Annotated in this window: 21 protein-coding genes and 1 pseudogene; 6 read left to right on the plus strand and 16 right to left on the minus strand. The window is 52.5% G+C overall.

Annotated features, from left to right (window positions below; translation table 11 throughout):
• Window positions 1–322 precede the first annotated feature (322 nt).
• From I6L54_RS10795 to I6L54_RS10805, 3 genes are all read left to right on the plus strand, one after another.
• Window positions 323–1,018, plus strand: a complete 696-nt coding sequence (locus tag I6L54_RS10795; protein ID WP_040232465.1) for a phosphohydrolase — start codon at window positions 323–325, stop codon at window positions 1,016–1,018.
• Window positions 1,019–1,091: 73 nt separating this feature from the next.
• Complete coding sequence (locus I6L54_RS10800; RefSeq protein ID WP_040232463.1) at window positions 1,092–2,522, plus strand: DNA cytosine methyltransferase; 1,431 nt, start codon at window positions 1,092–1,094, stop codon at window positions 2,520–2,522.
• Complete coding sequence (locus I6L54_RS10805; protein ID WP_040232462.1) at window positions 2,503–2,970, plus strand: very short patch repair endonuclease; 468 nt, start codon at window positions 2,503–2,505, stop codon at window positions 2,968–2,970. Before I6L54_RS10800 ends, I6L54_RS10805 begins: the two co-directional genes overlap by 20 nt.
• On the opposite strand, the gene yedA is transcribed toward I6L54_RS10805, so the two are convergent.
• Window positions 2,962–3,882, minus strand: coding sequence for a drug/metabolite exporter YedA (yedA, locus tag I6L54_RS10810; protein WP_040232460.1), 921 nt, complete (start codon window positions 3,880–3,882; stop codon window positions 2,962–2,964). The genes I6L54_RS10805 and yedA overlap by 9 nt on opposite strands.
• A 175-nt stretch (window positions 3,883–4,057) precedes the next feature.
• On the opposite strand from yedA, the gene I6L54_RS10815 reads away from it, so the two are divergent.
• Both I6L54_RS10815 and I6L54_RS10820 read left to right on the plus strand, forming a co-directional pair.
• Complete coding sequence (locus I6L54_RS10815) at window positions 4,058–4,972, plus strand: DUF808 domain-containing protein (RefSeq protein WP_170974294.1); 915 nt, start codon at window positions 4,058–4,060, stop codon at window positions 4,970–4,972.
• 77 nt (window positions 4,973–5,049) lie between these two features.
• On the plus strand, window positions 5,050–5,250 hold the full coding sequence (locus I6L54_RS10820; protein ID WP_005127770.1) for a YodC family protein: 201 nt from the start codon (window positions 5,050–5,052) through the stop codon (window positions 5,248–5,250).
• 187 nt (window positions 5,251–5,437) lie between these two features.
• On the opposite strand, the gene yodD is transcribed toward I6L54_RS10820, so the two are convergent.
• Entirely contained in the window at window positions 5,438–5,665 is a 228-nt protein-coding gene (gene yodD, locus I6L54_RS10825) for a YodD family peroxide/acid resistance protein (RefSeq protein ID WP_005127769.1), read from the minus strand.
• Between the two features lie 162 nt (window positions 5,666–5,827).
• Between yodD and dsrB the strand changes: the two genes are divergently transcribed.
• Complete coding sequence (dsrB, locus tag I6L54_RS10830) at window positions 5,828–6,016, plus strand: protein DsrB (protein WP_005127768.1); 189 nt, start codon at window positions 5,828–5,830, stop codon at window positions 6,014–6,016.
• A gap of 47 nt (window positions 6,017–6,063) precedes the next feature.
• Here the strand turns inward: dsrB and rcsA are convergent, their stop codons facing one another.
• The 14 genes and pseudogenes from rcsA to fliF all read right to left on the minus strand — a co-directional run bounded on the left by rcsA (window position 6,064) and on the right by fliF (window position 17,569).
• Window positions 6,064–6,687 carry a transcriptional regulator RcsA gene (gene rcsA / locus I6L54_RS10835; protein ID WP_040232455.1) on the minus strand — a complete coding sequence of 208 codons (624 nt, stop codon included), beginning with the start codon at window positions 6,685–6,687 and terminating at the stop codon, window positions 6,064–6,066.
• A gap of 280 nt (window positions 6,688–6,967) precedes the next feature.
• A pseudogene (fliR, locus tag I6L54_RS10840) lies at window positions 6,968–7,760 on the minus strand (flagellar biosynthetic protein FliR); the annotation flags it as partial.
• Window positions 7,761–7,768: 8 nt separating this feature from the next.
• The gene (fliQ, locus tag I6L54_RS10845; RefSeq protein WP_003030425.1) at window positions 7,769–8,038 is read right to left on the minus strand and encodes a flagellar biosynthesis protein FliQ; all 270 of its coding nucleotides are present in this window, start codon (window positions 8,036–8,038) and stop codon (window positions 7,769–7,771) included.
• A gap of 9 nt (window positions 8,039–8,047) precedes the next feature.
• Entirely contained in the window at window positions 8,048–8,785 is a 738-nt protein-coding gene (gene fliP, locus I6L54_RS10850; protein ID WP_005127763.1) for a flagellar type III secretion system pore protein FliP, read from the minus strand.
• Window positions 8,785–9,159: a flagellar biosynthetic protein FliO gene (fliO, locus tag I6L54_RS10855; protein ID WP_040232452.1), complete on the minus strand. Its 375-nt coding sequence runs from the start codon at window positions 9,157–9,159 to the stop codon at window positions 8,785–8,787. The genes fliP and fliO overlap by 1 nt, the downstream gene beginning before the upstream one ends.
• A 2-nt stretch (window positions 9,160–9,161) precedes the next feature.
• A complete protein-coding gene (gene fliN / locus I6L54_RS10860) occupies window positions 9,162–9,575 on the minus strand; it encodes a flagellar motor switch protein FliN (RefSeq protein ID WP_005127761.1) in 414 nt (137 codons plus the stop codon).
• Window positions 9,572–10,576, minus strand: coding sequence for a flagellar motor switch protein FliM (gene fliM / locus I6L54_RS10865; RefSeq protein WP_005127760.1), 1,005 nt, complete (start codon window positions 10,574–10,576; stop codon window positions 9,572–9,574). Before fliM ends, fliN begins: the two co-directional genes overlap by 4 nt.
• Before the next feature lie 4 nt (window positions 10,577–10,580).
• Window positions 10,581–11,048, minus strand: a complete 468-nt coding sequence (fliL, locus tag I6L54_RS10870) for a flagellar basal body-associated protein FliL (RefSeq protein WP_005127759.1) — start codon at window positions 11,046–11,048, stop codon at window positions 10,581–10,583.
• 104 nt (window positions 11,049–11,152) lie between these two features.
• Window positions 11,153–12,370 (minus strand): flagellar hook length control protein FliK, encoded by a 1,218-nt coding sequence (gene fliK, locus I6L54_RS10875; protein ID WP_040232451.1) that lies wholly within the window; start codon window positions 12,368–12,370, stop codon window positions 11,153–11,155.
• Window positions 12,367–12,810 carry a flagellar export protein FliJ gene (fliJ, locus tag I6L54_RS10880; RefSeq protein WP_005127756.1) on the minus strand — a complete coding sequence of 148 codons (444 nt, stop codon included), beginning with the start codon at window positions 12,808–12,810 and terminating at the stop codon, window positions 12,367–12,369. The genes fliK and fliJ overlap by 4 nt, the downstream gene beginning before the upstream one ends.
• A gap of 21 nt (window positions 12,811–12,831) precedes the next feature.
• The gene (gene fliI, locus I6L54_RS10885; protein WP_005127755.1) at window positions 12,832–14,202 is read right to left on the minus strand and encodes a flagellar protein export ATPase FliI; all 1,371 of its coding nucleotides are present in this window, start codon (window positions 14,200–14,202) and stop codon (window positions 12,832–12,834) included.
• Window positions 14,202–14,909, minus strand: a complete 708-nt coding sequence (gene fliH, locus I6L54_RS10890) for a flagellar assembly protein FliH (protein ID WP_005127753.1) — start codon at window positions 14,907–14,909, stop codon at window positions 14,202–14,204. Before fliH ends, fliI begins: the two co-directional genes overlap by 1 nt.
• Complete coding sequence (gene fliG, locus I6L54_RS10895) at window positions 14,902–15,897, minus strand: flagellar motor switch protein FliG (protein ID WP_005127752.1); 996 nt, start codon at window positions 15,895–15,897, stop codon at window positions 14,902–14,904. The genes fliH and fliG overlap by 8 nt, the downstream gene beginning before the upstream one ends.
• Window positions 15,890–17,569 (minus strand): flagellar basal-body MS-ring/collar protein FliF, encoded by a 1,680-nt coding sequence (gene fliF / locus I6L54_RS10900; RefSeq protein WP_005127751.1) that lies wholly within the window; start codon window positions 17,567–17,569, stop codon window positions 15,890–15,892. The genes fliG and fliF overlap by 8 nt, the downstream gene beginning before the upstream one ends.
• Window positions 17,570–17,572: the final 3 nt, after the last annotated feature.

Here is a 17,572-nt window from a genome sequence, read left to right on the forward strand (position 1 = left end):
TTAAATATTTCAAAATGTTTCTATTTGAATATTTTAAATTATTTTTATATGTTTTTGTTGTTTTTATTCAACACGCAAATGTATATTTATCAATTGGTTTATGCTTATGGTTTTAGTATTTGTTATGTGTATTTTATGTGCTTTTATTATTATTGCTCGTGCTTTTTGGGTGATTTTTTATCAATGCTGCATGCAGAAATTATAAATTGATATTCGTTATAAATATTATTTAATAATTGAATTTTGCTATAAAAGAGGGCAGACAGTGGTTCGGAGTAAAAATTATTGCTAAGGTGGTTTTCTTTATGTAAAGGGAGAGAGCATGGAACTCCACGACTGGCAGTCGCGATTTGAAGCCTGGTTACGTGAAAATCATTCAGAGCACGACGCTGCCCACGACATCTTTCACTTTCGCCGCGTGTGGAAGACGGCTCAAAAGCTGAGCACGGATGCGAACGTAGACTGGCTGGTAGTGCTGACGGCGTGCTACTTCCATGATCTCGTCAGTTTGCCGAAGAATCATCCCGATCGCCATCGTTCGTCGGTACTGGCAGCCCAGGAAACCCGTCGCGTTTTGATGCACGATTTCCCTGATTTTCCACAACAAAGAATACCTGCCGTGTGCCATGCCATTGAGGCGCACAGCTTCAGCGCCAAAATCATACCAGAAACCCCGGAAGCCAAAATCGTGCAGGATGCTGACCGGCTTGAGGCGCTGGGGGCTATCGGTCTGGCGCGCGTGTTCGCCGTTTCTGGCTCGCTGGGTGTGGCATTGTTTGATGCGGAGGATCCGTTTGCCCGGCAGCGCAACCTGGATGATAAACAGTACGCGCTTGATCATTTCCAGACCAAACTGCTGACGCTGCCACTGACAATGCAAACTGAACAAGGGCGGCATTTGGCACAGCATAATGCTGACTTTTTATTGACGTATATGGCAAAACTCAGCGCAGAATTAAAAGGAGAATATGAAATGTTGGATCTTGCGGCGATTCAACTCCTTAAAGCATATCAGTAGTCGTCATTGCTGAAACGTCAATTGCACCAATTTATGTTAACCTGTCGACTATCCATTTCGGCCGGTTAAACGTATGCAGGATAATTTTTCAGTAGCAGGCTCCATGAAACCGATGACAGATGATACCGGAGTTACCGTTCAGGTGATTTTGGCTAAGTTGCTTGAAATATACGATGTGAAAACGCTGGTTGCTCATCTTAATGGCGTCGGCGAAAACCACTGGAGTCCGGCCATCTTTAAGCGTGTGGTCGCCAATCAAACATGGCATCGCCTCAGCGATCGTGAGTTTGCTCACCTGTATTCTTTACTCCCGACGCCGCCTGCGCATCATCCACATTATGCTTTTCGCTTTATCGATCTTTTTGCTGGTATTGGCGGGATTCGTCGCGGTTTTGAAGCGATTGGCGGGCAGTGCGTGTTTACCAGCGAGTGGAACAGGCATGCGGTGCGCACCTACAAGGCGAATCACTACTGCGATCCTCTGCAGCACCACTTTAATGAAGATATTCGTGATATCACCCTCAGCCATCATGAGGGGGTGAGTGACGAGCAGGCTGCAGAACATATTTGTCAACATGTTCCCGAGCATGATGTACTGCTGGCTGGCTTCCCTTGCCAGCCATTTTCTCTGGCGGGTGTATCAAAGAAAAACGCGTTAGGGCGTGCCCACGGTTTTGCCTGTGATACGCAAGGCACGCTTTTTTTTGACGTGGTGCGAATTATCGACGCGCGGCGACCGGCTATATTTGTGCTCGAAAACGTTAAAAATCTGAAGAGTCATGACCAGGGAAAAACTTTTCGCATCATTATGCAAACGCTGGATGAACTGGGCTATGACGTGGCGGATGCAGCAGATAATGGCCCGGATGATCCGAAGATTATCGATGGGCAACATTTTTTACCCCAGCATCGCGAACGTATCGTGCTCGTCGGCTTCCGACGTGATCTGCGCCTGAAGTCAGACTTTACGTTGCGCGATATTGTCAGCCGCTACCCTCAGCGTCGAACGACGCTCGCAGAGCTGCTTGAACCGACCGTTGATGCGAAATATGTGCTGACACCGGTCCTGTGGAAATACCTGTATCGCTATGCGAAAAAACATCAGGCACGGGGCAATGGGTTTGGCTACGGTATGGTCTATCCCGGTAACCCCGATAGCGTAACGCGTACATTATCCGCACGTTACTATAAGGATGGGGCTGAAATTTTGATAGACCGTGGCTGGGATATGGCGCTGGGTGAACAGGATTTCGATGATCCCGCCAATCAGCGACATCGTCCTCGTCGATTAACGCCAAGAGAGTGCGCTCGCCTGATGGGGTTTGAGTCTCCTCAGGGTTACCAGTTTCGCATTCCGGTATCAGATACCCAGGCTTACCGCCAGTTCGGTAATTCGGTGGTCGTTCCGGCATTTGCGGCGGTAGCCAAACTGCTGGAGCCGAAGATCAAACAGGCTGTTGCACTCCGTGAGAAAGAACAGCAGCATGGCAGACGTTCACGATAAGGCGACACGCAGTAAAAATATGCGGGCGATAGGAACCCGCGATACGGCGATCGAAAAACGTCTGGCCGACATCCTGACGGAGCAGGGGGTAACGTTTCGCGTGCAGGATGCGACGTTGCCCGGCCGCCCCGATTTCGTGGTGGATGATTATCGTTGTGTTCTCTTTACCCACGGCTGTTTTTGGCATCAGCACAACTGCTATCTCTTTAAAGTCCCGGCAACCCGCACGGCGTTCTGGCTGGAGAAGATAGGAAAAAACGTGGTACGTGATAAGCGGGACTGCGAAAAATTGCAGTCGTTGGGATGGCGGGTCTTGATTGTCTGGGAGTGCGCCCTGCGTGGGCGTGAGAAACTGGATAACGAGGCGCTGTCTGAACGGGTTATCGAGTGGATCTGCGGCGGCGGTGCCACTGCGCAGATCGACACTCAGGGCATTCATTTACTGTAACGACTTTTCCGATGGGGCTGCGACCGCGTCAGCTTTGACCGGGAATAAGTATTTCCCCAGCGTCACCAATACCACGGCAAAAACAATGACTCCGAGCGCCAGCCACTCGATCAACGCCAGGCTTTCACCTCCCAGTCCCGTACCTAACAGAACCGCCACTACCGGGTTGACATAGGCATAGCTGGTGGCTAACGCCGGGCTTACATTACGGATAAGGAACATATAAGCGTTAATCGCAATAATTGAGCCGAACAGGGCGAGGTATGCCACCGCCATAAAACCGGAGAAGGTTGGCATCGTGGTCAGCTTTTCTCCACTGAGCAGCGATGCGCACATCAGCACAATACCCGCGGCTAACATTTCAATAGCTCCGGCCATCATGCCAACGGGCAAGGTTATGCGTGAGCCGTACACGGAGCCAAACGCCCAGCTCATTGAACCAATCAGGATTAATACCGCCCCCCAGGGATTACCATTCAAGTTACCACCGCTGTTCAGCATGATGATCCCGGCGAGTCCAATTGCGATCCCCATCCATTCCAGTTTGCGCGTTTTGATGCCAAAAAAGTGACTAAAGCACAACGTAAACAGCGGGACGGTGGCAACCACTACGGCGGCTATACCGGAAGGAACATTTTGATGTTCTGCAACGGTAACCAGCCCATTACCCACGGCCAGCAGCAGGATACCAATTAACGCGGCGTTCAGGAGCTGGCGCAGAGGCGGTAGCTTGTGTCCGCGAAGAAGTAAAAAAAATGTTAATAACACTCCAGCAGAGAGAAAACGTACGCCAGCCATCATCAACGGCGGCCAGCTTTCTACGCCAATGCGAATAACGAAGTACGTGGAACCCCAAATGATGTACAGCGCGAATAGCGCACTGAAAAGCGGTAACAATTGCCTGAAACGCATAATCCCTCACGGTGGAAATAAAAAGGTGCAACATAGTAAACGTCAAAACTATCATGCTGGCGAGACTTATAATTGCCTGCCGTTGTTAAATATTTGTTGACCAGAAAGGTCTGTTTCAGCATGGCGTGTTTTACTTCATACTTATGGCTGCAAAAAAATAATATTGAGGGTTAAAATTTTGGCAGGAAGTAGCTTACTCACCTTGCTTGATGACATCGCCACGCTTCTGGACGATATCTCAGTGATGGGAAAACTGGCCGCGAAAAAAACGGCGGGTGTGCTGGGAGACGATTTGTCGCTTAACGCGCAACAGGTGTCGGGCGTGCGGGCGAACCGCGAGCTTCCGGTGGTCTGGAGTGTAGCCAAAGGATCTTTCGTCAACAAAGTTATCCTGGTGCCGCTGGCGCTATTGATCAGCGCCTTCATTCCATGGGCGATCACGCCCTTATTGATGATTGGCGGGGCGTTCCTCTGTTTTGAGGGCGTGGAAAAAGTGCTTCACACCCTGGAAGCGCGAAAACACCAGGAAACACCGGAAGAACGCCAGCAACGTCTGACGTCTCTTGCCGCACAGGACCCGCTGACGTTTGAGAAAGATAAAATCAAAGGGGCGGTACGTACCGACTTTATTTTATCTGCAGAGATAGTGGCCATCACGTTGGGTATTGTGGCGGATGCGCCATTGTTGAATCAGATCCTGGTTTTGTCGGGTATTGCTTTGGTGGTGACCGTTGGCGTGTATGGTCTGGTCGGTATTATTGTGAAGCTCGATGATATTGGCTACTGGCTGGCAGAAAAGCGCAGCGCACTTGCTCAGGCTCTGGGTAAAGGATTGCTGGTGGTTGCTCCCTGGCTCATGAAATCACTTTCCGTGGTTGGCACGCTGGCGATGTTTTTAGTCGGCGGCGGCATTGTGGTACACGGTATTGCGCCGCTGCATCATGCGATTGAGCAATTTGCCCAACAGAAGAGTTCATTCATTGCTCTGATGCTTCCGACTCTGCTGAACCTGGTGCTCGGCTTTATTATCGGTGGGTTCGTGGTACTGCTGGTAAATATGGTAGCCAGGTTACGCGGAGTTTCGCACTAATTGTCGCGTACCGAATTACGCAAAACGTCTCTTTGTCGTCTAAGGTGAAAAGGTTTCTCTTGATACAGGAGGCGGGTATGGTCTTTTCTGTCAGTGAGGAAGTCACCGCGAAAGAAGGTGGCCCACGCATGATCGTTACCGGGTATGCCAGCGGAATGGTGGAGTGCCGCTGGTATGACGGTTTTGGCGTCAAACGGGAGGCATTTCGTGAAGATGAACTGGTTCCTGGCGAACGCAGTCCACTACGCAGGATGCCTGAATACCGCAGGCTGGCGTAACCTGGTGATCTCTCAACCATTAGTTATATTTATCATTTTGGTGAGAATTATTTACTTGTCAGGCAAAAAAATTGCAGATAAGGTTGGTTTCGCATCAGATTTCCTGGTGTAACGAATTTTCAAGTGCTTCTTGCATAAGCAAGTTTGATCCCGACCCGATAAGGGCCGGGATTTTTTTCGCCCAAAGTCAGCGATTGATCTCCGTCACGCTAAAATCATGGATATCAAGCTCGAACGCGTCGGCCAGTTCATGCCATGTATGATAATCCCGGCCATCAATGCTGACGCGATCGGGGTCATCATGGCTGCGGTGAATTTCGCTCTCGCAGATTTCGTTGATAGCTTTCAATAGCGCGTCCACATCGACGCTGACTTCACGTTTGGCCGTATCGCTGTACTCTTTCGCGGTTTTCATCCTCATACCTCTCAACCGTTAAGGATACCGGGGCACGTATCAGAATCTCTGATGCGTACAAGTTAAGTATAGACCGTCGAGAAAACCCGCAATCACGCGAGCAGGGCGCTGCCAGGAAAAGGAATTTGTTCTACACTGGCACAAAGCCACAGGAGGAAAATGATGAAGGTGAATGATCGGGTTACAGTCAAAACGGACGGAGGGCCGCGTCGGCCAGGCCGGGTACTGGCGATTGAAGAGTTTAGTGAAGGCACCATGTACCTGGTTTCTCTGGAAGACTACCCGCTCGGTATCTGGTTCTTTAATGAGTCAGGCCATCAGGATGGGATCTTTGTGGAAAAAGTGGAGTAATCCAGACGCTGATTCTGACTGGTGGCAAACCCACCAGTCAGAACATCCTAACGCATATTCACAAAGATACCATTGGTGACGTTATCTGTGAGTCGTACAACGTGATAGATAACTTGTTTATTATGGGTCTTGATCTTTCGTTTTATATTCCCCTTATGGGATGAGACTGTCTTCGCCTTGATATTCATTTGATCGGATATCTGTATTGTTCCCTGACCGGCCATCCACATACGTAGCATGCTGGATTCGGTACGGCTTAATGATAGTGTTGGCAGGTTCACATCAATGACAATATCCACTTCCTTTTTCAGAATATCGCCAAGAAGTTCATCCAGTGAATCTGGTTTAATCGACTTAGAACTGATTAATAAATTTTTTCTTACTAAGAGATACTCATCAAAATGGACATTGGCAATCGCCATAAATACAATAAATAAAGTGCTGGGATGTTGATTAATGATTTGCTTAATTCTCTGGCTGTTATCCGGATCGTGAATAAAGCAGTCTTCATTAATAAACACCACAGACGGCTGCAGTGAGACACAGGCGATGCTGAGTTCATCAACGCTTGAAATATCGTTGATTTCCCTTTTCTTCACCCCCCGACTTACCAGATATCCGGTCAACCCTAACCGGGTGTAACTGCATAAATCCATAATAATCGTTGACATGGCATACCCTCACTCAATGCGTAACGATAATTCCCCTTACCTGATTATTTCATCACAACTAAACGGAATAATAACGACCCAATATGACGCTTTCGCTGTTTTCAGGCGAATTTACTATCCCGTAAAGTTGCGTATAATTTGCCAGGAAACATCTTAAAGTAAAGTAAATGTTGCGTTATGTGAGGGAGGCAAAAACAAATAAACAGCGACAGCGTTATCCTGGTGGATGTTGTCTGTATTTGAATTTAGGACAATCCTTAGTAAGACAGGATAAAAAATAAGGGTTATTATTTTGAAGGCATTTCACTGATGATGTCAGCCAGCAAATTAAAAATCTCACTGAATAAGCGCTCACAGAAGGGGGCAATTAATGGCATGAGCGCAGCCATTAATGAAATACCCACGGTCAGGGTGAGAGGGAAACCAATGACAAATATCGATAGCTGCGGCGCCATACGGTTTAACAAACCGAGTGCGAGGTTGAGTGTGAGCAGCAGCGTCATCACCGGCAGAGCCAGCATCAGACCATTGAGGAAGATGAGCCCCCCCGCCCGCGCCAGCGCGAGAAAGGCATTGCTATTAACCGGATGGCCACCGATAGGCAGAGTATGGAAGGTATCCACTAACAGCGAGATAAGCCACAAGTGACCATTAAAGGTGAGGAACAACAGCATCGCCAGCAAATCTATCAGACGTGCCAGAACGGGCATATTCAGGCGGCTGCCCGGGTCGAAGAAGGTTGCGAAGGAGAGACCCATTTGCAGACCGATGATTTCCCCGGCGGTACGCACCGCGGCAAACGCAAATTGCATGGTGAACCCTAACGCGATGCCGATCAGGATTTGCTGCATCGCCAGCCATATCGCGCCGACAGAAAAGATAGGCACGTTTGCGGGGGGGAGCAGCGGAGCGATAACCATGGTAATCATCAACCCCAGCCCCAGTTTTACCCGTTTGGGGATGGCGCGTTCGCTGAGTATCGGAGCCGTTGAAATGAGCGCCAGTATGCGCAGCAGGGGCCAGAAGTAAAGATTCAGCCAGTGGAGCCACTCAACGCTGGTCACCTGCAACATAGCGTCGTTTACCCGATGATGTAGGGAATATTGCTGAACAGCGTACGCACGTAGTCGAGCAGCAAGTTAAGCATCCACGGACCGGCAACGATGATGGCAATAAAGACCGCGACAATTTTCGGAATGAAGGACAGCGTCATTTCGTTAATCTGGGTTGCCGCCTGCAGGATACTGATGATAAGACCCGTAACGAGGGCAACCAGCAACAAAGGTGCGGCAAGGGCAAGGGCAACTTTCATCGCCTCAGTGCCCATCATCATGACCGATTCAGGAGTCATTTCGCGCCTCTAACTGTAAAAGCTTTGTGCAAGCGAGCCGACAAGCAGCTGCCAGCCGTCAACCAGCACAAACAGCATGAGCTTGAATGGAAGTGCAATGGTGGCAGGAGGCACCATCATCATCCCGAGCGCCATCAGGACGCTGGCGATAACCAGATCGATTATCAGAAATGGAATGAAAATGGTAAAACCTATCTGGAATGCCGTTTTCAACTCACTGGTGACATAAGCCGGCAGCAAAATGCGCATCGGCACTGCTTCAGGCCCCTGTAACGGGCCGCTGTTTGCCAGGCGGGCGAACAGAGCCAGATCGGCTTCGCGGGTCTGACGTAACATAAACTCACGCAACGGCTGTGCGCCTTTCTCCATGGCTTCCTGCATGGAGATCTTCTCTTCGCTGAAGGGTTGATACGCATCAACGTAGATTTTGTCGATCACCGGCGACATGATGAAAAAGGTCAAAAACAGCGCCAGTCCAAGTAAAACCTGGTTCGGTGGTGCTGACGGTGTTCCCAGCGCATTACGTAACAGGCCAAAAACGATGATGATGCGGGTGAAGCTGGTCATCATCAGCAAAATAGCGGGCAGGAACGTCAGCGAGGTGATAAACACCAGCGTTTGGACGGGCAACGTCCAGCTTTGTCCGCCGCCGGGCAGCGGTTGGCTAACCAGACCCGGTAGTTGGGCCAGGGCTGCTGGGCTGAAAAGCCACAAACCCGTCAGCGTGAGGGATAACAAACGGCGCATCAGGATCTCCCAGGACGCTTCAGCAAACTCTTCATCATGGCCTGGAAATCCGCAGGGGAGGCCGCTTTTTCTTCTGCACTGGCAGGTGCCGGGGGGAGGGTATGCAGAACGTTAATCTGCGATGCTGTAACGCCCAACACCAGACGCGCGTCTTCGACCTCAACAATTACCACTCGCTCACGTGGGCCTAATGAGGTACTGGCCGAAACTTTCAGCCCACGCGTACTGACGCTTTTGGGGGCAAATCCCAGGCGCTTAACCAGCCAGGCGGCTCCCAGGATCAACACAATGATCCCCAGCAGCGCGCCGCTGACCTGCACTAACGGTGATCCGGGTACAGCAGCGGGCTGAGCGACGGTGGCCTGGGTATTCATCGTTAACGGCTCAGACGACGCATACGTTCAGATGGGGTAATAATGTCAGTAATACGTACACCGTATTTATCTGCGACTACCACAACTTCACCCTGAGCAATCAAATAACCGTTGATCAGAATATCCAGCGGCTCGCCCGCCAGACCGTCCAGCGCGACGACCGAACCTTGCGTCAGGCGCAGTAGTTCTTTGATGGTCATGCGGGTGCGGCCCAATTCAACGGTCAGCTTGACCGGAATATCCATGATCAGGTCGATATCCTGCAGCGCACCGCTGACGTCGCCGCCACCTAACTGCTGGAATACCGCATCGGCCGCACTTTTGGTGGTCGTTGTTTTTTGCTCGTTTAACGCGTCAGCCCACAGATCGTCCAATGCACCAGTGTTCTCATCGGACGGATTATTCATGTCACTCATTTGGGCTGTTCCTCATTCAGCGAATTCAAAATCGGGTTTATCAAATGTTCTACGCGTAACGCATACTGACCATTTACGGTGCCATATTGGCTGGTCAGCACAGGTACGCCGTCCACATGAGCAATAATGCGGTCGGGTTTTTCAATCGGCAGTACATCGCCGGGTTTCAGCTTCAAAATCTGGGACAGGCGCAGCGGAATGTCAGCAAAGTTTGCTACCAGTTCCAGCTCGGAATGCTGAACCTGACGCACCAGATTATTGCGCCAGTTCTGATCTTCATTACGCGAGTTTTCCAGCGGCGGGTTTACCAGCAGTTCGCGCAACGGTTCAATCATGCTGAATGGCAGACAGATGTTAAATTCACCGGTCAGGTTGCCGATTTCAACGTGGAACGGGGTGTTCACCACGATGTCGTTCGGGGAGGTGGTGATATTTGTAAACTTCACCTGCATCTCGGAACGGACATATTCCACTTCCAGTGGGTTGATAGCCTTCCACGCGTCGCTGTAGCTTTCCAGCGCCAGTTTCAGCATGCGGTTGATTACGCGTTGTTCAGTGTGCGTAAATTCACGGCCTTCGACTTTCGTCGGGAAACGACCATCACCGCCGAACAGGTTATCTACGGCGATAAACACCAGACTCGGTGAGAACACCACCAGACCTGTCCCGCGTAACGGTTTCAGGTGGATTAAGTTCAGGTTGGTCGGAACCGGTAAGTTACGTGCAAACTCGTGGTAGGGCTGGATACGGATCGCGCCCACTGTAATATCCGGGCTGCGGCGTAGCAGGTTAAATAACCCCATACGGAACTGGCGCGCAAAGCGTTCGTTAATGATCTCCAGCGCCTGCAAACGCTCACGAACGACGCGGCGCTGAGTGTTGGGATCATAAGGACGAATATCGCTTTCATTTGCGATACCGGAAATGGGTTCGTCTTTAGTTTCGCTATCGCCGTTAAGCAATGCGTCGATTTCAGCCTGAGAAAGAATACTGTCGCCCATGTCTTTACCGCAGAATAAAAGCTGTATAAAGAACGTCGGTGACAACCTGTTTCGGCTGCCCGACAACGAGCGGAGTCGCGAGCGTCTCTTTGATAGCGGCAATCAGCTGCTGTTTGCCTTCTTCTGTTGCGAGCGTGGCGGCGTTCTGGCGAGAGAACAATAACAGCAGACGGCTGCGCACTTCTGGCAGATATTCGTTAAAACGCGAGCGTGTCGCCTCGTCTTTCATGCGCAGTGTGATACCGATATACAGCACGCGATCTGCATCACCTAAATTGACGGTAAACGTATCCAGTGCAAAGAACACTGGGGCAGGCGGTGGAGCCGGTTCCGCTTTTACGCTGGCGGACGGCTGCTGCTGCATGCGCCAGTAGCTATAGCCCGCAGTAGCGAGGGCGGCGAGCGTAATTAACACCAGCAGAGGGATCCAAATAGCGCGTTTACTCTTTTTGTTAATCGCGGAGTCAGTCATCAGATACGGGCTTCCTGTTTCGGTACAGCTTATAGGCTGATTATCCCGTGTCCTGACCACGACAAAGCGTGGAAAAGACACGGATAATCATGCTACCTCTGGCGTTAGGCGAAGATGTCTACTGCACCATCACCGCGAGCCGCGGCTTGCAGTGCGGCAGGTGTGGCCAGAACAGCATCATCTTCGGGAGCAAAAATATCTTGTCCATGCGCACGCCCAGCCTGTTGTTGCTGCGAAGGCGACTGTTGCTGACCGGCAAAGCTTTCGCTGCTGATACTGCTTTGCCCCAGTTGGATCCCGTTTTCAGCCAGTTGAGTACGCAGCATCGGTAATGCTGCTTCCAGCGCCGCGCGCACGTGGCTATGAGGCGAGACCATTTGTAGTTGCGCCATGTTGTCATCGAGCTTGAGGGAAATCTGCACTTGCCCCAGATCCTGCGGATGTAAGCGCAATTCCGCACTTTGCTGGCCCTGGCGGGTGAACAGCGTGACGTGCTGACTCAGTGATTGCTGCCATTCATGGCTTCCCAGCGGGGCACTCAATACCGGTGCCGCGGCAGTCGGTAACGGCTGCGCATGTGTCTGTGTGCCAGCCAGCGGAGCTATTGTTGCGCCAACGCTGGTTGGTGACGGTGAACTTTCAATCTCCGCGCGCGTAGCTGCCGCTACCGTTAATGGCGTTAAACCAACATTATTGGTCTGATCCGCGCCACTGGTATGCATCGCTGTATCTGCTTTACCTTTTTTCCCTTCACCGGTCAGTAATTCACTGGCGCTATCGGTAGTCGTGTTGGGGGTATTACCACGTAACAGCACCGACAGCGTCGTATCCGCCGGGGCTGGGGTGGCATCAACAGCCGGAGTGGTCACCTGTTGCCCCGGCAGCATAGCGAACAGCGCACTCAGGTTGGCGAGCTCGTCATCGCTCAGACGGACTGTTTTTTCATCCTGCTGTGCGGTTTTACCCAGTGTTGTCAGGGCATTAACCTTCAGTGACGGCGTGAGCGCAGACAACAGCTGTTGTGCATCAGTCAGGTCGGTCAGCGACGCCTCGGTTTGGACCTCTTTTTGTGCCAGCAGATCGGCTAATTTTACCGTCTGCGCGGTATCACCATTCTTTTGCAATAACCCTTTTTGCAGTTTGCTGCCTGCGGCCTGTAAATCGGCCAGCGACAGCGGGGCATCTTTACCCTGTGCATCGCCTGCACCTAATGCACCTGCCAGCAACGCTAAAAAATCCTCGGGGGAATCTACCGCTTTGCCTGACTGAAGACCTGCGGCTACGTCGGTGTCGGTGGTAATCAGTTGGGGTAAAGTAATCATTCGGGTTTCCTCATAGCTGCACGCTGAGCAAATTCATCCATTTTTTTCTGATCCAGGCGGTTTTCAGCCAGTAACGCGGCTGTGGTTTGCCTGTCCTGCAGAGTCTGCCATGCCTGCAGTCGCTGCTTTTTATCGCGCCAACTGCTCAGCGCCTGGTCTACTTTCTGCGTCCATTGGTTGAGTTGTTGGCGATGTTGCTCAATCGCTTTTTCCAGCGTCTGAATAAATTGTTGATAGTTAATCCAGCGATTACTGGTGATACCCTGACCCATATCGCTATTAAGATTGTTGCGATATTCATGCTGATAATCGATCAGCATCTTCAACTGCTCTTCCGCCTGCTGACATCCGCGGCGCATCTCGCCTAATAAGATAGCTGCGTCATCGACTTCTTTTTCAGCCAGGTCTTTAAGTGTTGCCAGCGCACCATGTTGTGCCATGACCTATGCTCTCCTGCTTAATCACACACCAGGGAAAATCAGATCCAAAGCCTGCAGGGAGTCTTCCCAGTCGGCTCGTTCAAAGATGCCTTGCTGTAAAAATGCTTCCAGTTGTGGCCATAAGGCAATGGCTTTATCCAACATGGGATCGCTGCCTTTGGCGTAGGCGCCTACGCTGACCAGATCGCGGTTACGCTGGAAACTGGACAGTAGCTGCTTAAAGTTGCGTACCCGCGCATAATGTTTCTCGCTGATCAATGCGGTCATTGCGCGGCTGATTGAGGCTTCAATATCAATGGCCGGATAGTGACCCGCCTCTGCCAGATGACGGGACAGGACAATGTGGCCGTCGAGAATGGCACGGGCGGAATCAGCAATAGGGTCCTGTTGGTCATCGCCTTCGGTCAGTACGGTATAAAATGCGGTCACGGAACCGCCGCCATGAATACCGTTACCAGCCCGTTCAACCAGTGCGGGTAATTTAGCAAACACCGAGGGCGGATAGCCTTTCGTTGCCGGAGGTTCGCCGATCGCCAGTGCGATTTCACGCTGTGCCATTGCATAACGGGTGAGGGAGTCCATAATCAGCAGCACGTGCTGGCCGCGATCGCGAAAATCTTCGGCGATGCGCGTGGCGTAGGCTGCACCCTGCATACGCAACAGCGGGGAAACGTCCGCCGGAGCAGCGATCACCACCGAGCGTGCACGTCCCTCGGCGCCAAGAATATTTTCAATAAAATCTTTAACTTCGCGTCCACGCTCGCCAATCAGACCGACAACAATGACGTCAGCCTGGGTATAGCGTGCCATCATGCCGAGCAGAACACTTTTCCCCACACCTGAACCGGCGAAAAGCCCCATTCGCTGACCGCGCCCGACGGTTAACAGTGCATTGATAGGTCGTACGCCAGTATCCAGCACGTGTTCAATCGGGGTACGTTGCAGGGGGTTAAATGGCGGGGTGATTAGCGCCCCTGTTTCCGTGGTGTCGGGGGCAGGCAGCCCATCAAGCGGCTTCCCACTGCCATCGAGAACACGCCCCAGCAGGGCAGGGCCCAGCGGTAATTGTTTTCCGCTTTGCAGCCCTTCGCCGGCGATGTTTTTCGCGTAAACGCGCGCGCCCGGCAGAACGCCTTCGACCTCTTCGAGCGGCATCAGAAACAGGCGTTGACCATTAAAGCCAACTACTTCGCTTTCGACTTCCTGGGTTTCGTTGCCATCCTGACGCTCAATAACGCAGGTGGCACCCAGCGGTAACTGCAGACCTGTGGCTTCCAGTACCAGTCCGGTGGCGCGGGTCAGACGCCCGTAACGACGCACCGCAGGCAGCAGCGACATTTTCTCTTCGAAGTTGTCCAGCGTGTTGAGCCAGCGAGTCAGGCGAGTGGTCATTACACGACTCCCGGCGCTGCCAGACGGCAGAGCTCTTGCCAGCGGGTTGCAACACTGGCGTCCAGATCGCCTTCGTCAGCAGAGACTTTACAGCCACCGTGATGCAACGTTGGATCGCCACGCAGTCGCCAGCCGTGCAGACTGAGGGTCGCCCCCAGCATCTCTTCTACCCGCTGCAGATCGTCCGGATGGACGCGCAACTGCGGTTTACCGCTAAACAGCGGCTCCTGTTGCAACAGCTGTTGGATTTGCTTAATCAGCGCGGCGTTATCCACGATGGGTGTCTGGCCGATAACCTGGCGCGCGGCTTCCAGTGCCATTTGCATCAGGCGCGATGCAATGACGCTGTCCAGGGCATCCAGTGTATTCTGAAACTCACTGACCAGTTGCTGCATGCGGGCATGAATCGGCGCATGTTGGGCGCGAGCCTGGTTCTGACCTTGTTCCAGCCCCTGGGCCAGTCCGTCCTGATAACCTTGTTCGTGCCCTTTTTGCCGACCTTCAGCCAGGCCGGCGTTATATCCTTGCTCATGGGCCTGGAGCTGCATTTGCGCCAACTGCTGCTCAAGCTGTTGTTCCGCAGATAGCTGTGGCTCTTCTGTCTCGTCGGACGGCTGATCGTCGGTATGATCGGCCAGTACGAACTCCGCCATTGGCGGGGCGAGGTCGTCAGGCGTCCAGACTTTCCATGGCAGATCGTTAGACATAGGTATCCTCGCCGCTGCCGATCACCATCTCGCCGGTCTCGGCCAGACGACGTACGATGAGCAGAATCGCTTTCTGTTCGTTTTCCACCTGCGACAAACGTACCGGACCTCGGTTGGCAAGATCGTCGCGCAGGATATCGGCGGCACGCTGCGACATGTTGCGCAGGAACTTCTCGCGCAATGGTTGTTCGGCACCTTTCAGGGCTATCAGCAGCGATTCGGAATCCACTTCCTGCAACAGACGCTGGATGCTGCGATCGTCGACATCCACCAGATTTTCGAACAGGAACATCTCGTCGATAATTTTCTGCGCCAGCTCGCCGTCGAATTCGCGCACCGCGGTAATAACTGCTTCTTCCTGCTGCGTCTTCATCAGGTTGATAATTTCTGCTGCTGTCCTCACGCCGCCCATTTTGCTGCGTTTGAGGTTCTGGCCATCGAGCAGGCCGTTCAGCACTTCGGTCAGTTCTGCCAGTGCGGCAGGCTGTACGCCGCCGAAAGTCGCGATACGCAGCATGACATCGTGGCGTAAGCGCTCGTCGAACAGCGCCAGAATATCGGCGGCCTGGGCCCGTTTGAGGTGAACCAGAATGGTGGCGATAATCTGCGGGTGCTCGTCGCGAATAAGATCGGCGGCGCTTTGTGGCTCCATAAAGTTGAGCGTTTCAATGCCGCTGGTGGTATCGCGAGTTTCCAGAATGTCTTCCAGCAGGCTGGAGGCACGTTCTTCGCCCAACGCTTTTACCAGCACGGAGCGCAGGTATTCGTTGGCGTTGATGTTCAGTGCGGCAAACTGCTCGGCTTCTTGTTCAAATTCGGCCAGAACTTCCGTCAACTGTTTGTTGGAGATCTGACGCACGTTGGCCATTGCCGTACTGAGGGCCTGTACTTCGCGCGTGGAAAGGTGCTTAAAGACCTCCGCCGCGCGATCTTCGCCAATGGTCATCAATAAGATGACGCTTTTATCGGTGCCGCTAAGATTACTCATGTTCGTTATTTATCCACTGGCGAATGACCAGCGCCACGACGCGCGGATCGTTATCTGACATTTCACGAATACGCTGGCTCATGACTTCAGCACCCAGCCGCTGGTTGTTACGGCGTTGCTGGGTCTGCTCGTCTTTGCTGAGGCGAACTTCAACCGCTTCTTCCGTTTCCTGGCGAATACGTGTTTGTTCTTGTGCGGCTTTGACCTCTTCGCTGCGACGCATCAACTGCGGACGAACCGCTTTACGCCACAGGATCCAGGCCACCAGCAGAACCAGTAACCAACGACCGGCTACCATCAGCTGTTCAATAAAGGACTGCTGTTGCCAGAATGGAAGCTCTCCGCCCATGTCATCACTCGCGGTGAAGGGGGAATTCACGACATTCAGGGTATCGCCGCGTTTTTCAGAGAAGCCCATGGCCTCGCGGGTCAGGTCCTCAATTTGTTTCATTTGGTCGGCGGTTAATGGCAGCGGTTTGCCATCCGGTAACGTTTTATAGTTGACCACTACCGCCACCGACAGGCGCTGCACATCACCCACATTCATCTTGGTGTGACGAATGGTACGGTCAACTTCATAGTTGCTGGTTTCGTTACGCTGCGTGCTGCGCGGGCCGGCATTGGCGTTATTTGCCGTTTGCGCATTCTGTGCATTCTGCGCATTTTGCTGATTTGCCGGTGGCGTATTAATCGGGGCCGTATTCGCCGGCGCGGGCTGGTTAGACAGTGCGCCCGGTACGCCGCCAGGCGCTCCGCTTCCTATCTGCTCGCTGACGTTAAGCTGGCGTGAGCGCAGAACAGCCTGTGAGTCGTCGCCATTTGGGCTGTACTTCTCTTCGGTTTGCTCTTTGTTGGCAAAATCCAGCTGTGCGGTAACCTGTGCATGTACGTTGCCGTTACCGACAATTGGCGACAGAATTGATTCAATACGACGCTGTACGCGACCTTCAACATCGCTGGCATATTTCAGCTGCGCATCGTTCAGGTCGCGGCTGCTGGTGTTCGACTGCGTTAACAGATGTCCTGCCTGATCGACCAGCGTCACGTTGCCCGGCGGTAAGCCTGCGACAGCGCTGGAGACCAGATGCGTTACCGCGCTAATCTGGCCTTCGTCCAGTGCTCGACCCGGCTCCAGGTTTACCGTGACGGAGGCAGAAGGAGCCTTTTGTTCACGTACGAACAGTGACGGTTTGGGCATCGCAAGATGGACACGGGCGCGTTTTACCGGCCCCAGTGTTTCAATGGTTCTGGCTAATTCGCCTTCCAGAGCTCGCTGGTAATTGACCTGCTCGCTAAACTGGCTGATACCAAACTTTTCCTGGTCCAGTAACTCAAAGCCCACCGCGCCGCCTTTCGGCAGCCCTTGCTGTGCCAGACGTAAACGCAGTTCGTGAACTTTATCAGCAGGGACTTCAATGGCGCCGCTTCCCTCAGTGAAACGATAAGGAACGTTCATCTGCGTCAGCTGCGTGACAATCGCGCCACCGTCCTGATCGGATAGGTTGCTGAACAGTGTGCGGTAGTCAGGTGTTTTGGCCCACAGGACCATTGCAACGATGATAGCGACGGCAGCGGCTCCCGCCACAATCAGAGGGATTTTGGGATTCGCGCGCAGGCGATTTAACCACTCGAGAGGTTTCAGTTGGGTTGCAGTCGATGCTGTCGCACTCATCTC

The sequence above is a fragment of the Citrobacter pasteurii genome, assembly GCF_019047765.1.
Classification (GTDB): Bacteria; Pseudomonadota; Gammaproteobacteria; order Enterobacterales; family Enterobacteriaceae; genus Citrobacter; species Citrobacter pasteurii.